Annotated in this window: 14 protein-coding genes and 1 pseudogene; 12 read left to right on the top strand and 3 right to left on the bottom strand. The window is 66.1% G+C overall.

Annotated features, from left to right (window positions below; genetic code table 11):
- Positions 1-146 precede the first annotated feature (146 nt).
- Positions 147-1,052: a lysophospholipid acyltransferase family protein gene (locus AAGA11_21140; GenBank protein MEM9605380.1), complete on the bottom strand. Its 906-nt coding sequence runs from the start codon at positions 1,050-1,052 to the stop codon at positions 147-149.
- Positions 1,053-1,157: 105 nt separating this feature from the next.
- Here AAGA11_21140 and AAGA11_21135 point away from each other — a divergent pair, with 105 nt between their 5' ends.
- Positions 1,158-1,598 (top strand): rhodanese-like domain-containing protein, encoded by a 441-nt coding sequence (locus tag AAGA11_21135; GenBank protein MEM9605379.1) that lies wholly within the window; start codon positions 1,158-1,160, stop codon positions 1,596-1,598.
- A 28-nt stretch (positions 1,599-1,626) separates the two neighbouring features.
- A complete protein-coding gene (gene dtd / locus AAGA11_21130) occupies positions 1,627-2,076 on the top strand; it encodes a D-aminoacyl-tRNA deacylase (protein MEM9605378.1) in 450 nt (149 codons plus the stop codon).
- 47 nt (positions 2,077-2,123) lie between these two features.
- Here dtd and AAGA11_21125 read toward each other — a convergent pair whose 3' ends face one another.
- On the bottom strand, positions 2,124-4,229 hold the full coding sequence (locus tag AAGA11_21125; protein MEM9605377.1) for a hypothetical protein: 2,106 nt from the start codon (positions 4,227-4,229) through the stop codon (positions 2,124-2,126).
- 12 nt (positions 4,230-4,241) lie between these two features.
- Entirely contained in the window at positions 4,242-5,171 is a 930-nt protein-coding gene (locus AAGA11_21120) for a hypothetical protein (GenBank protein ID MEM9605376.1), read from the bottom strand.
- A 294-nt stretch (positions 5,172-5,465) separates the two neighbouring features.
- Here AAGA11_21120 and hisB point away from each other — a divergent pair, with 294 nt between their 5' ends.
- From hisB to AAGA11_21070, 10 genes and pseudogenes are all read left to right on the top strand, one after another.
- Entirely contained in the window at positions 5,466-6,059 is a 594-nt protein-coding gene (hisB, locus tag AAGA11_21115; protein MEM9605375.1) for an imidazoleglycerol-phosphate dehydratase HisB, read from the top strand.
- The gene (hisH, locus tag AAGA11_21110; GenBank protein MEM9605374.1) at positions 6,025-6,744 is read left to right on the top strand and encodes an imidazole glycerol phosphate synthase subunit HisH; all 720 of its coding nucleotides are present in this window, start codon (positions 6,025-6,027) and stop codon (positions 6,742-6,744) included. The genes hisB and hisH overlap by 35 nt, the downstream gene beginning before the upstream one ends.
- Positions 6,722-7,453: a 1-(5-phosphoribosyl)-5-[(5-phosphoribosylamino)methylideneamino]imidazole-4-carboxamide isomerase gene (gene hisA, locus AAGA11_21105; protein MEM9605373.1), complete on the top strand. Its 732-nt coding sequence runs from the start codon at positions 6,722-6,724 to the stop codon at positions 7,451-7,453. The genes hisH and hisA overlap by 23 nt, the downstream gene beginning before the upstream one ends.
- A gap of 25 nt (positions 7,454-7,478) precedes the next feature.
- Entirely contained in the window at positions 7,479-8,252 is a 774-nt protein-coding gene (gene hisF / locus AAGA11_21100; protein MEM9605372.1) for an imidazole glycerol phosphate synthase subunit HisF, read from the top strand.
- A gap of 69 nt (positions 8,253-8,321) precedes the next feature.
- A complete protein-coding gene (gene hisI, locus AAGA11_21095) occupies positions 8,322-8,714 on the top strand; it encodes a phosphoribosyl-AMP cyclohydrolase (protein MEM9605371.1) in 393 nt (130 codons plus the stop codon).
- Positions 8,711-9,034, top strand: a complete 324-nt coding sequence (locus AAGA11_21090) for a phosphoribosyl-ATP diphosphatase (protein ID MEM9605370.1) — start codon at positions 8,711-8,713, stop codon at positions 9,032-9,034. Before hisI ends, AAGA11_21090 begins: the two co-directional genes overlap by 4 nt.
- Before the next feature lie 151 nt (positions 9,035-9,185).
- On the top strand, positions 9,186-9,401 hold the full coding sequence (locus tag AAGA11_21085) for a Sec-independent protein translocase subunit TatA (GenBank protein MEM9605369.1): 216 nt from the start codon (positions 9,186-9,188) through the stop codon (positions 9,399-9,401).
- Between the two features lie 22 nt (positions 9,402-9,423).
- Positions 9,424-9,849: a Sec-independent protein translocase protein TatB gene (gene tatB, locus AAGA11_21080; GenBank protein MEM9605368.1), complete on the top strand. Its 426-nt coding sequence runs from the start codon at positions 9,424-9,426 to the stop codon at positions 9,847-9,849.
- A pseudogene (tatC, locus tag AAGA11_21075) lies at positions 9,846-10,580 on the top strand (twin-arginine translocase subunit TatC). The gene tatB and the pseudogene tatC overlap by 4 nt, the downstream one beginning before the upstream one ends.
- A 214-nt stretch (positions 10,581-10,794) precedes the next feature.
- A complete protein-coding gene (locus AAGA11_21070; GenBank protein MEM9605367.1) occupies positions 10,795-12,249 on the top strand; it encodes a hypothetical protein in 1,455 nt (484 codons plus the stop codon).
- Positions 12,250-12,363 lie beyond the last annotated feature (114 nt).

The following is a 12,363-nucleotide window of genomic DNA, read 5'->3' as shown; positions in this document are numbered from 1 at the left end:
GGGCACAAAGCCTACCCAGCTCAGGCCGGGGAACGTAGTATCGAGCATGGCGGCGGTCTTTTGGTTGGCTGTTTGGTCGCACTTACAACCTTATGCCAATCGACCGCCTGCCTCTCCCTTCACGCTAATGCGCGATGAACCTTTTTTTAGCCGACGATATCGTCGACCCGGGCGTAGCCCCGGCGCTGGCCGGTGGGCATCGAGCGAAACCGGCGGTAGCTCCAGAGGTACTGCGCGGGGTGCTCACGCACCAGTGTCTCGATCGCGCGGTTCATGCAGCCGAGTGCCGTGGTGGTGTCGGGGCTGTAAATGCCATCGTCCAGGCGTCGAAAGACGGCGCGGAAACGGCACTGATCGATGTCGCGCACGGCGGCGGCGAGCACCACCGGCACGCGCCGCTTGCGGGCCAGGCGTGCCATCAGGGTCATGGTCAACGCGGGCACGCCGAAAAAGGGGGCAAACGCGCCGCCCGAGGCGTCGGGTTCCTGGTCCGGCAGAATCGACACCAGAGCATTGTCCGCAAGGGCCTTGTGCAGGCCGCGCACCCCGGCGGCGTTGGTCGGGTGGAGGGCGATGCCGAACCGGGTGCGTCCGGCCAGCAGCAGGTCGTCTGCGTTCGCTACGTCCGAGGGTTTGTAGAGCGCGTGCACCGTGTGTTTGAGCGCGAGGTACTGACCGAGCATTTCCCAGGCACCGAAGTGGGGTGCACACAGCAACACACCGCGGCCCTCGCCCAGTGCGCTGTGCAGCACGTCGGCGTCCGGGTCATTGAAGCGCTGCTCAACAAAGGCCGCGGGTCGGAAGAAGGCCGGGCCGAGCTCGGCCAGGGCGTACGCGTCGTGGCGCAGGCTCGCGTCGACCAGCGCCTCGCGCGCCGCGTCATCGAGGTCGGGAAAACACAGCTGGAGGTTGACGTCGGTGAAGGTGCGGGACTTGCCGGCGGCGGCGCCACTGAGCCGGAGCCCTGCGCGCGCAAGCGCGTACAGGCCACGCAGCGGCAACCGGGCAGAAACCCGCAGGGCAAGTCGGATGGCTGGAGCGGCGATCGGCATCGGTGCGCGGGGTCACGGGTGGGACGCGATACAATCGCGCCAGACTCAAGCGGTTGGCGCCGGACCAGGGTCCACACGGGCCGCACCACAGAGGATAGCAAGGGCATGGCAGAGATTCGCCACCACGAACAGGGCTACGAGCTTCTCACCCCGCAACAGGCACACGAGGTCTGCGCGTCGCAGCCGTCGGCGCTGTTGATCGATGTGCGCTCGCAGATGGAGTTCCTCATGATCGGGCACCCGGTTGGCGCGGTAAACCTGCCCTGGATCGACGAGCCGAACTGGGAGGTGAACCCGCACTTTGCCGCCGATGTGCGCAAGCTGTTGCTCGGTCGGGTCTCGGGACGCGACCGGGGCCAGGTCCCCGTCATGCTGATCTGCCGCAGTGGCAACCGCTCGGTGGACGCGGCGCGGGCTTTGGTCGACGCCGACCTGCCCAACGTGTTTGTCGTTCGAGACGGCTTCGAGGGTCCCCTGGACGCGCAACACCAACGCAGCAGTGTCGCTGGCTGGCGCCACAGCGGGCTGCCGTGGGAACAGTGTTGAATCGGCGACATCGGCGTGGCGGCCTCGCGTGATCGGTTTGCTGCAACGGGTCAACTGGGCCCACGTGCGCGTCGACGGTGTCGAGACCGGGCGGATCGATCAGGGGCTGCTGGTGCTGATCGGGGTTGAGCGCGGCGACAGCGCTGCCGAGGCCGACCGCCTGGTGGAGCGGCTGTTGGGGTATCGGGTGTTCTCCGACGACACCGGGCGCATGAACGCCTCGGTAACCGACACCGGTGGCGGGGTGTTGCTGGTGCCACAGTTCACCTTGCCGGCCGACACGCGCAAGGGCAAGCGGCCGAGTTTCACGCCGGCTGCGCCGCCAGCGGTCGGTGAGGCCTTGTTCAAGCGCGTTGTCGACACCGCGCACGCCAGTGGCCTGACCGTCGAGACTGGCGTGTTTGGCGCGGACATGAAGGTGGCGCTCGAGAACGACGGTCCGGTGACCTTCTGGCTGCAGGTGTCGCCGCCGGACTGACGAGCGCTGGCGGCGGACTCAGCGACCCCTGTCGGGGTCGCTCCACGTCACTGGATCGGGCGGCCGGCGCGGCGCAGCCGCACGGTCTCGCGGTGGTAGTAGTCGTAGTTCGAGAGCACGTTCTGGCTGAACCGGAACGCGTCGTCGTACGACAGACCGCTGTTCTCGGGGTAGACGATCGACACGTAGAGGTCATCGCCGTGTTCATCGAGCCGGGCTTGCAACCAGGCGTTCATCGCGGCGTCGTCAACCACCTCGTACTGACCGCTCTGTTCGCGGACCGCGCGCTCCATCACGCCGTCGACCATGCGGGCCCGCACCAACACCACGTGCTTGTCTCTGGGGCTGCGTGCCGGGCGAACGAGTTCGTCGTACTTGGCCTTGAGCTGCGCGTAGTCCGCGCGCAGCGACAACAGGCGCCCCTCGCTGGCGCTGACATCGAGTTGCAACTGGTCGATGGTGCCGGCATCGCGTGACTGCGCGTCCTGCAGGTCCACCAGGCTGCGGTTGGCGGCACTGAGCTCGCCACGGGCCTCGTCGAGCTCGGCGAGCACGTTATCGCGTGCCGACTCGAGTGACGCCAGCGCTTCGGCGTCGGAGGCGGCAGCCCGGATCAGCGCGAGGCGCTCCGAGTCGACCGAGGCGAGTTGATCCTGCAGGGCTTGCAGTTCCCTGGCGCGTGCCGAGAGGTCGGCGTTGCGGCTTGCGAGCTCGGCCTCGCGTGCGGCCAGGGCCTGGTCCTGCTCGCTCAGGGCGGTGTCGCGTTCTGCCAGTTCGGATTCGAGCGCGGCCTGCTTCTGGTCGCGCTCGCGCACGTCGCGCTCCAGCGCGGCGAGCTGTGCATCGCGGGCGGTGATCACGGATTCGAGTTCGGCCAGCGCGGTCTCGCGGTCGCTCAAACGGGACTCGAGACTGGCGAGGTCGGCGTTGCGGGTCGCGAGTGTGGTGTCGAGCGTGGACAGCGCAGTCTCGCGTTCGGCGAGCGTCCCCTCGAGTGCGGTGAGCTGGGCGTCCCGAGCGGTGACCGTGTCCTCGAGCTGCGCCAGGGTGCCTTCGAGCGCGCTCAGGGCTGTCTCGCGCGCGCTGAGCGTGGTCTCGAGCGCGCCGAGCTGTGCATCGCGCTCGGTCACCGTGGTCTCGAGTTGGGCCAGCGCGGTCTCGCGCTCGGACAGGGTGGCTTCCAGGGTACTCAAGCGCGCGTCGCGCGCCTGCAGGGTGGCGTCGAGCGCCGCGAGGGCGGTGTCACGTTCGCCCAGTGTCGATTCCAGCGCCAACAGCGACTGGTCCTGCTCGGCGAGCTGCTGGTCGCGTTGTGCCAGGGTGGCCTGGCGTTCGGCGAGCTCACTCTCGCGGGCCTGCAGCGTCTGGTCGAGCGACACCAGCGCCCGCTCGCGCTCGGCGAGCGCACTCTGCACGGCGTCGAGTTCGCGGCGTTTCTCGTCGCGCTGCGCGGCGGTGGTCTCGAGGTCGGTTTCGGTCTGAGAGAGGCGCGCGCGGATCGCCGCCAGCTCTTCGGCCCGCAGCAGCGACTCCTCGGCGAGCGAAGCGCGTGCGGACTCGGTTTGGGCGAGGGATTCGTCGGTCGCGGCCAACTGGGTTCGAATGGCGGCGAGCTCGGACGCCCGCAGGGCCGATTCGGCGGCGAGTTCGTCGCGTTCGCTGATCACGCCTTGCAAGCTGATCCGGGCCGTCGCGAGGGACGCCGACACCGCGGTGCGTTCGTCACGCGTGGTGTCGAGTTCGCTCTGGGTGGCGTCCAGGTCGTCGCTGAGTTCGGCGAGTTGCGTTTTGCGCACCGAAATCTCGGTGTTCAGCGCCGCCAGGGTTTCGCGGCTGGTTGCCAACGCGATTTCGACCTGCGCCTTGTCGTCTTCAACCGCCTCGAGTGCCGACGACACGCTGGCCAGTTGCTCGCCGAGATCGGCGTTCTCCGCCATCGAGCTCTGTGCGATCTGCCGTGCGAGTTTCTCCGCTTCGACGGTTTCCCGGAGGTCCTTCACCAGGTGCCAGTTGCGAACGAAGGTGACGCTGGAGGTCACCAGGAAGATCATGACCACGACCATCATGATGTCGGTGAAGGACGGCCAGAAGCTGTCCTCGGTGCCCGCCGCATCGTGGTGCAGATGCGGCCTCAGGTCGACGAATCGGCTCATCGGTGGTCCGCCTTAGTCCGAAGGATTGAGGCGGAAGCCTTGCTTGAGCAGGTTCTCCAGCGAGCGGATGTGGCTGCTGATGGCCGCCATGCGGGCATCGTGTCCCTGGAAGGCCTTCTCGATCTGCTGCTCGACGAGGTTGGCGCGTTGCTGGCTCTCGCCAATCTGCTTGACCACGTCCTGCAGCGCCTGGACCAGCTGGGTGATCTCGGCGTTGACACTCTCGGCGCTGATGTGGAACCGCGGCATCAGCGACTCCAGCGTGACGGCCTCGATGGTGGCGATCAGGCGGGTCTGGGCGTCGCTCGCCTTGATGTAGGCGTAGCCGAAGATCAGGAAGCAGACGATCGCGGTGACGGTGGTCGAGAGCGCGGTGCTCATCCCTTCGACAACGGTGTTCATGCCGGAGAGGTCGGCTTCGGTGTTGAGGATGTCGGAGGCGCCAGAGAGCGCGATGGCCAGCGAGACGATGGTGCCGAACACGCCGGTGAGGATGAGAATGTTGTTGATGAAGCGCGGGAAGCTGAATCGCCCGCTCTCACGTGCCACCAGGATCGACGCGAGTGCGCCATGGTCGATCGGCATGTGCTTGCGGTACAGCGTTTCCATGCTGAGGTAGCGGTCGGCGATCAGTCGGTGGCTGTCCAGGCCCGCGAGCGGGCGGCTCGCGTTCGATTGGATGTTCTTGAAGAACTGCGCCAGTGCACGCTCCTCGCCGTTGAGCCGCACGAGCTGCCAGAACAGCACCAGCAGGCCGAGCGCGAACAGCGCGACGATGGCGCCGTTGATCACCAGACCCGTCTCGGTCAGCGTGTCTTCGAGGTAGAACTGCATGATCGGCTCGCGCAGGCTGAACAGTGCGCCGAGCAGGACCGCCAAGACCAGCAGGATTCGCCCGATAACCCCGAGACTGTGGTTGGCGTTGAACTGAATTGTGTGCATGAATGTCACTACCTTGGACGTCGGCGTCTGTGCGACGGGTTATCGGTGGCGATGCGTGTTCAGGTTGGCGATCGCTCACCGCTGGCGCGGGCAAGTCCGCACCGGGTTTGTCTCTACGGGTGGCGCGTTGCGCCGTCGGGCTCGGGCTTCGGCCGCCCGCCGGGGCCGGTTCTCAGGCTGGCACCGGGGTCGCGCGCGCGGCGCAGCGCGATGCCATGATCGCCAGCTTCTGGTATTCTACCGGATTACGCACCGCGCGCGTGAAGCAGAATCACGGCCGTCCGGTCGGAACCCATGACACACCGTACAGCTTCGATTCAACGTAACACCCATGAAACCCGGATCCGGCTGTCGTTGAACCTCGACGGCGCCGGCAAGAGCACCCTGGCGAGCGGTGTACCGTTTCTGGATCACATGCTGGACCAGGTGGCCCGTCACGGTCGCTTCGACCTCGACGTCGCGTGCGACGGCGACACCCACATCGACGACCACCACAGCGTTGAAGACATCGGCATCGCGCTCGGGATGGCGGTGCGCGACGCGGTGGGCGACAAGCGCGGTCTGGCCCGCTACGGCCACGCCTACGTGCCCCTGGACGAGGCCTTGTCCAGGGTCGTGATCGACTTGTCCGGACGCCCCGGGCTCTGGTTTGATTGCCCCTTCGTGCACGACCGCGTCGGCAGCTTCGACGTCGAGCTCTGCCGCGAGTTTTTCCAGGGTTTCGCCAACCACGCCATGGCTACCCTGCACATCGACCTCGTGCGCGGCGAGAACGAGCACCACAAGATCGAGACCATTTTCAAGGCCTTCGGGCGGGCACTGCGCATGGCGGTTGCCGTCGACGCGCGGCTCGATGGCGACATGCCATCGACCAAAGGGTCTCTCTGAGCGCGCCTCCGTGAAAGTCACCGTCATCGACTACGGCATGGGCAACCTACGGTCCGTCGCCAAGGCGCTGGAGTCCGCGGCGCCGGCGGGCACGCGCGTGTGCGTCAGCGCCGACCCGGCGGACATCCACGACGCGGACCGTGTCGTGTTGCCGGGCCAGGGCGCCGCGGCCGCGTGTGTGGCAGCCATCGACGGCTGTGGCCTGCGCAGCCCGATTCTCGCCGCGATCGACGCGAAGCCGTTTCTCGGCATCTGCATGGGCCTGCAGGTGCTGTTTGACCACAGCGCCGAAAACGGCGGAGTCGATTGCCTCGGTGTGGTGCCTGGCGTGGTCAGCGCGTTCCCCGCGGGGGTAGCCGACCCCGATACCGGCGAGTCGCTGACGGTGCCGGCGATGGGCTGGAACCGCGTCGCTCAGAGGCCGCACCCGCTCTGGGACGGCATCGACAATCGCAGCCACTTCTACTTTGCCCACAGCTACGTGACACAGCCCGCCGACGCGGCCATCACCGTCGGCGAGAGCGTCTACGGCGCGGCCTTTACCTCGGCGATTGCGCGTGACAATCTATTCGCATGCCAGTTTCACCCCGAGAAAAGCGCGACACAGGGTTTGAAGCTGCTCGGCAACTTTTTGCGTTGGACCGTCTCGGCAGGAGTGCGAGATGCAATTGATACCGGCGATTGACCTCAAAGACGGCAAGTGTGTGCGCCTGCGCCAGGGGCGCATGGAAGACGACACGGTGTTTTCCGACGACCCGGTGGCGGTGGCCAGCCGCTGGGTGGATGTCGGCATCGACCGCCTGCACCTGGTTGACCTCGACGGCGCTGTGGCGGGCGAACCCCGCAACCGCACCGTGATCGAGCGAATCGCCAAGGCGCACCCCGATATCCAGATCCAGGTAGGCGGCGGGATCCGGAGCGAGGAGACCATCGACGCCTACCTCGACTGCGGTGTGCACTTCCTGATCATCGGCACGCAAGCGGTCAGAGACCCGCATTTCATCGAAGAGATGGCGCCGGCGTACCCGGGACACCTGCTGGTGGGCCTGGACGCGAAAGACGGCAAGGTCGCGACCGACGGTTGGCGGAAACTGTCCCGGCACGACGTCATCGACATGGCGCAGCGGCTCGAGGCCTACGGTATCGAGGGCATCATCTTCACCGACATCAGCCGCGACGGCATGATGGAAGGCGTCAACGTGGACGCGACCGCGAAACTCGCGGGGCAGGTGGCCACCGACGTGATCGCCTCCGGCGGCGTCAAGAACATCGATGATATCCGTGCGCTGTGCTCGGCGCCCGAGCGGATCGCCGGCTGCATTCTCGGTCGGGCACTGTACGAGGGGACACTCGACCTCGCCGAAGCCCTCGACGTCGCACGCAGCGCAGAGTGAGCACCGCGAAGCCGGATTGCCTACCGTGAGCCTTGCCAAACGCATCATCCCGTGCCTCGACGTGGACGCCGGCCGTGTGGTCAAGGGCGTGCAGTTCGTCGGCCTGCGCGATGCGGGCGACCCGGTTGAAATCGCGCGGCGCTACGACCGCGAGAACGCCGACGAGATCACCTTCCTCGACATCACCGCGAGCAGCGACCACCGGGCGACCCTGGTGGATGTCGTCGCACGCGTGGCCGAGCAGGTCTTCATCCCGCTGACGGTGGGCGGCGGAATCCGCGAGTTTGCCGACGTGCGGCGGATGCTGAACGCCGGCGCGGACAAGGTCTCCGTCAATTCGGCGGCACTCGCGCGCCCCGAGCTGGTTGCCGAGGCGGCCGACCACGTCGGCGGCCAGTGCATCGTCGTTGCCATCGACGCCAAGCGCGTCAGCGCGGACGGCGAGGCGCCCCGCTGGGAGGTCTACACCCACGGCGGCCGGCGCAGCGTGGGCATCGACGCCGTCGAGTGGGCGGTTCGGGTGGCCGAGCTTGGCGCTGGCGAGATTCTCCTGACCAGCATGGACCGCGACGGCACACGCGCCGGATTCGACCTTGAACTGACCCGCGCCATCGCCGACGCGGTGCCCGTGCCGGTGATCGCCTCGGGGGGCGTCGGCACGCTCGATCACCTCGCCGACGGCGTGCAACACGGGCGCGCCAGCGCCGTGCTCGCGGCCAGCATCTTTCATTTCGGCGAATTTTCGATCGACCAGGCCAAGGCGCACATGGCATCCCGGGGCATCAATGTGCGCCTCTGACCTGCGGCCGGGCCCGGTCAGGCGGGTCAGCCGTGCTAGCATGCGCGCCCCTGACCGCCGGAGGGCGCCGTGAGCACCCTGTTGGATTCCATCTCGTGGGACGCCGCCGGGCTCGTGCCCGCCATCGCCCAGGACGCCGAGACCGGCCGCGTGCTGATGATGGCCTGGATGAACCGCGATGCCCTCGCCGAAACCCTGGAAACCGACCGGGTGGTCTACTGGTCGCGCTCCCGCGGGCGCCTCTGGCGCAAGGGCGAGCAATCGGGCAACAGCCAGCGAGTCGTCGAGCTGCGCATCGATTGCGACGCAGACGTGGTGCTGTTGCGGGTTGAGCAATCGGGCGGTGTGGCGTGTCACACCGGTCGGGAGAGTTGTTTCTACCGGGTTCGCGAGGGCGACGCGTGGCGCGAGGTGGACGCCGTGAAGGTGTCCCCAGAGAGCCTCTACGGAGCCCAGTCGTGAGCGGGCACGATGTCCTGCAAGCGCTCGGCGAGGAGCTTGAGGCGCGCAAGGGCGCGGACGCTGACGCGTCCTACGTCGCTTCGCTCTACGCCAAGGGCCGCACGCACATTCTCAAGAAACTCGGAGAAGAGGCCACCGAGACCGTGATCGCCGGCGCCGCCGGCACGGACCGGGAACTGGTGGCGGAAACCGCTGACCTCTGGTTCCACTCGCTGGTGTTGCTGGCGCACCGTGGGCTCGGGCCCGCCGACGTACTGGCCGAGCTGGATCGGCGTCGGGGCGTGTCGGGTCTGGAGGAGAAGCGTCAGCGAACGCAGTGATTCGGATCTGTCACATAACCGGGCGCCGTTCACAGTCTGTGTCTCGGTTCGGTGATAGGGTTAGGAAACGTGTGTCTGTCGCCCGGTGCGACGGGCCCTGGCGGGGCTGAGGCGCTGCCGTTGAACGAACAACCGTGAGGAGAATGGGTACATGGGTATCAGTGTTTGGCAATTGTTGATCATTCTGGCGATCGTGCTGGTGCTGTTCGGCGCCAAGCGCCTGCGCAACGTGGGCGGTGACCTCGGCGCGGCCGTGCGCGGCTTCAAGGACGCCGTCAAGCAGGACCCGGAAGAGCAGACGTCGATCAGCCAGGACAGCAGCGACGTGGTCGAAGGCGAAAAGGCGTCGCAAAAAGACAACGCCTGAACACGACGGTCGGTAGCGCACTGTGTTTGACATCGGCTTCGTCGAGATCATGCTCATCGGCATCGTCAGCATGCTGGTGGTGGGGCCTGAACGCTTGCCCGAAGTGGCGCGCAACGTCGGCAAATGGGTCGGCAAGGCGCGGCGCTACGTCGCCAACGTGCGCCGCGATTTCGAGTCGGAACTCAACAACAGTGACCTCAGAGACCTGCTCGGCGAGCAGGAGGCGCAGATCAAGGAGCTCCGCGGCCTGGTCGACCAGACGAAGCGCGATATCGGTGGCTCGGTCGACAGCCTGACCCGCGACCTCGAAAAAGACGTTGGCGCAGCAGACAGCACACCGACACCGACACCGCCAGCAACGACACCTGCGCCACCGGCGCCGGTCACCCCGGCCGCGACCTCGACGGCGCCGGCCTCGGCAGACAAGACACCCCCTGACGCGTCATGAGCGAGTACGACAGAGAACAGGAGCTCGGCAAGGAAGAGCCGCTGATTTCGCACCTGGTGGAATTGCGCGACCGCCTCGTGCGCATGGTCATCGCCGTGCTGGTGCTGTTCATCTGTCTGTTTCCGTTCAACAACACCATTTACTCCTGGCTCGCCGACCCGCTGCTCAAGCACATGCCCGAGGGTTCGAGCATGATCGCCATCGAGGTGGCGAGTCCGTTCCTGATTCCGTTCAAGCTGGTGTTGATGCTGTCGGTGTTCATCGCCGTGCCGTTTCTGCTCTACCAGCTCTGGGCATTTGTCGCGCCGGGCCTGTATAAAAGCGAGAAGCGCCTGGTCATGCCGCTCGTGGTGTCGAGCACCTTGCTCTTCTACACCGGCGTGCTGTTCGCGTATTACGTCGTCTTCCCGCTGGTGTTTGCCTTTCTGACCAGCGTCGCACCGGACGGGGTCGAAGTCGCGACCGACATCGGCAAGTACCTCGATTTCGTCATCCTGATCTTCTTCGCGTTCGGCATTGCCTTCGAAGTGCCTGTGGCCACCTACATCCTCGTGTTGCTGGGCATGACCACGCCCGACAGCCTCGTGAAGAAGCGCCCGTACATCATTGTCGGCGCCTTTGTGATCGGCATGGTGTTGACACCTCCGGACATCATTTCGCAAACGCTGCTGGCGATCCCGATGTGGATTCTGTTCGAGATCGGTGTGTTTCTGTCACGCAGTATCGAACGCAATCGGGACGCGGCCGACAGTGGCACACAACGCAACACCGTACCTGGCATGCCGACGGGTAAAAGCAACACGCACAGTATTGCGGCACCGTCGAACAGCTCGGACGATCGAACCCCCTGATCCCGCGTTCCGCCGGCGCACTTTGCTGTCGGCGTGGTAGCCACGGGCATGCAACCTGCTGCCCCGGTGTCTGAGATCCTCAGACCACCCGCCGATGAAGAAGCTCATCAAACCTGCACTCTGGTTGCTGGCGTGCGCCAGTGTGTGTGGTGCGGTGTTTTTCTTTTTCTTCACCCTGAAAAGCGCACAAGATCTGTTCGACGAGGCGATTCCCGTTGCCGGCGAAGAGCGTTTCTTCTGGCTCGACAACCGCCTGACCCTTCGCCTCGCGGTTGACCAGCGCCACATCGGTCTCTTCGGCGCACGCGCCGATGTGCGCGTCAGCGTGGCGGACGGCAGCGAGGTGCCGCTGCGTCTGGAGGCGTCCTACGGGCCGCTGTTCTTGTCTGGAGGCAAGCGCTTCGCCCTTGCGAAGTGGCAGGTGCTCTCGCGTGCGGACGTGGTCTCGGGCGATCGAACGGGGTGGATTGACGGGCACACCGGGTTCGGTGGTGCGCTGTCGTTCAGTTCGCGCCTGATCGAAGGGCGGCTGACGCTCCCGTTCGGCGCGGGACGGCTGGTGCTCGAAGACGCCCGGCTGTCGGTGTCGGACTTGTCCGCCAACGGCGCGTTCTCGCTCTCGGCTCAGGCGGTCGGTGGCCGCGTCGTGATGCCGCACCGTCACGTGCGCTTTGAATCACTGGAACTCGTGGCCGAAGCGATCCCTGTCAACTGGGAAGACCTCGGTGGCAACCTTGAAAAACCACAGCGGTTTGCGCGCGGTGAGTTCTCGATCGACACCCTGTCGCAGACGGCTCGGCGCAGTGCGCAGACGCTCGAGCAGCTGACCGGCGAGTTCGACGCCAAGGTGTTTGCCGAGACCCTGTCGCTCGAGGTGTTTGGTCTGGTTGGCTCGCTGCCGGTCTATTCCGCCGAGGAGACCGGCGAGCTCGAGTACAGCTTTCTGTTGAGCGGTGTCGACCGTGGACGCTTGCAGCAAGCCTTGCGTCGGGACGCCGAGCTGACCCGCACGGTGCGGCTCCCGAGCGTGGGCGCCGTGCCCGAGCCGGTTTCGGGCTACGCTGGCCTGCCGCCAGTGTCCTACTGGCCACAGGATCTTGAAATGCAACAGCGGCTCCTCGCACTGGTGCGCGGCGGGGTTGATGTCTACAGCAATGTGAAGCTGACGCAGTCGGACGCGACCGTCCAGTTGCGGTTCAACAGCGAATTCGAACACCTCGGCGAGGGCAACTCGATGATGGGCCTGCGCAACTGGGGCGAGTTGCTGCAGCGCACCCACGCCGACTTCTCCTTCTACGCCGACAAGGCCCTGGCTGACTGGCCGCCCGTGGCGACCTGGGTCGGCGAGATCGACCGCGTCGGCCTGCTGATCGAGGACAAGTTCGGTCCGTCGAGCAGCGTCTACCTGCGCGGCGGTGACATTCAGGTCAACGGCGACGAGTGGACGCTGGATGCGCTGCTGCACGGTCACGTCGAAGCGCCTATCCCGGCAGTCGCCGCGTTGCGGCGCGCCCGGTTGCGTGCCGTGAACAACCACCAGATTCACTGACCTTTGCGTCCCGTCTGCTTTCAGATCTGACTGCTATGCTCCAGGGAGGTCAGAATTTTGGCGGGAGTCGTGTGTGCACTCAGCAGGTGGACAAAGCGCTTTAGGGTCGGCAGC

The organism is Pseudomonadota bacterium, assembly GCA_039196715.1.
In the GTDB taxonomy this organism is placed as follows: domain Bacteria; phylum Pseudomonadota; class Gammaproteobacteria; order CALCKW01; family CALCKW01; genus CALCKW01.
Note: the sequence above shows the minus strand (reverse complement) of the source record. Positions and strands in the feature narration are given on the sequence as shown.

What these genes read in the sequence shown, in the direction of transcription:
- AAGA11_21135 (MEM9605379.1), top strand. Translation starts at nt 1,158, where the DNA reads ATGGCAGAGATTCGCCACCACGAACAGGGCTACGAGCTTCTCACCCCG.
- AAGA11_21140 (MEM9605380.1), bottom strand. Translation starts at nt 1,052, where the DNA reads ATGCCGATCGCCGCTCCAGCCATCCGACTTGCCCTGCGGGTTTCTGCC.
- AAGA11_21070 (MEM9605367.1), top strand. Translation starts at nt 10,795, where the DNA reads ATGAAGAAGCTCATCAAACCTGCACTCTGGTTGCTGGCGTGCGCCAGT.
- hisB (MEM9605375.1), top strand. Translation starts at nt 5,466, where the DNA reads ATGACACACCGTACAGCTTCGATTCAACGTAACACCCATGAAACCCGG.
- AAGA11_21125 (MEM9605377.1), bottom strand. Translation starts at nt 4,229, where the DNA reads ATGAGCCGATTCGTCGACCTGAGGCCGCATCTGCACCACGATGCGGCG.
- hisH (MEM9605374.1), top strand. Translation starts at nt 6,025, where the DNA reads ATGGCGACATGCCATCGACCAAAGGGTCTCTCTGAGCGCGCCTCCGTG.
- AAGA11_21120 (MEM9605376.1), bottom strand. Translation starts at nt 5,171, where the DNA reads ATGCACACAATTCAGTTCAACGCCAACCACAGTCTCGGGGTTATCGGG.
- hisA (MEM9605373.1), top strand. Translation starts at nt 6,722, where the DNA reads ATGCAATTGATACCGGCGATTGACCTCAAAGACGGCAAGTGTGTGCGC.
- AAGA11_21085 (MEM9605369.1), top strand. Translation starts at nt 9,186, where the DNA reads ATGGGTATCAGTGTTTGGCAATTGTTGATCATTCTGGCGATCGTGCTG.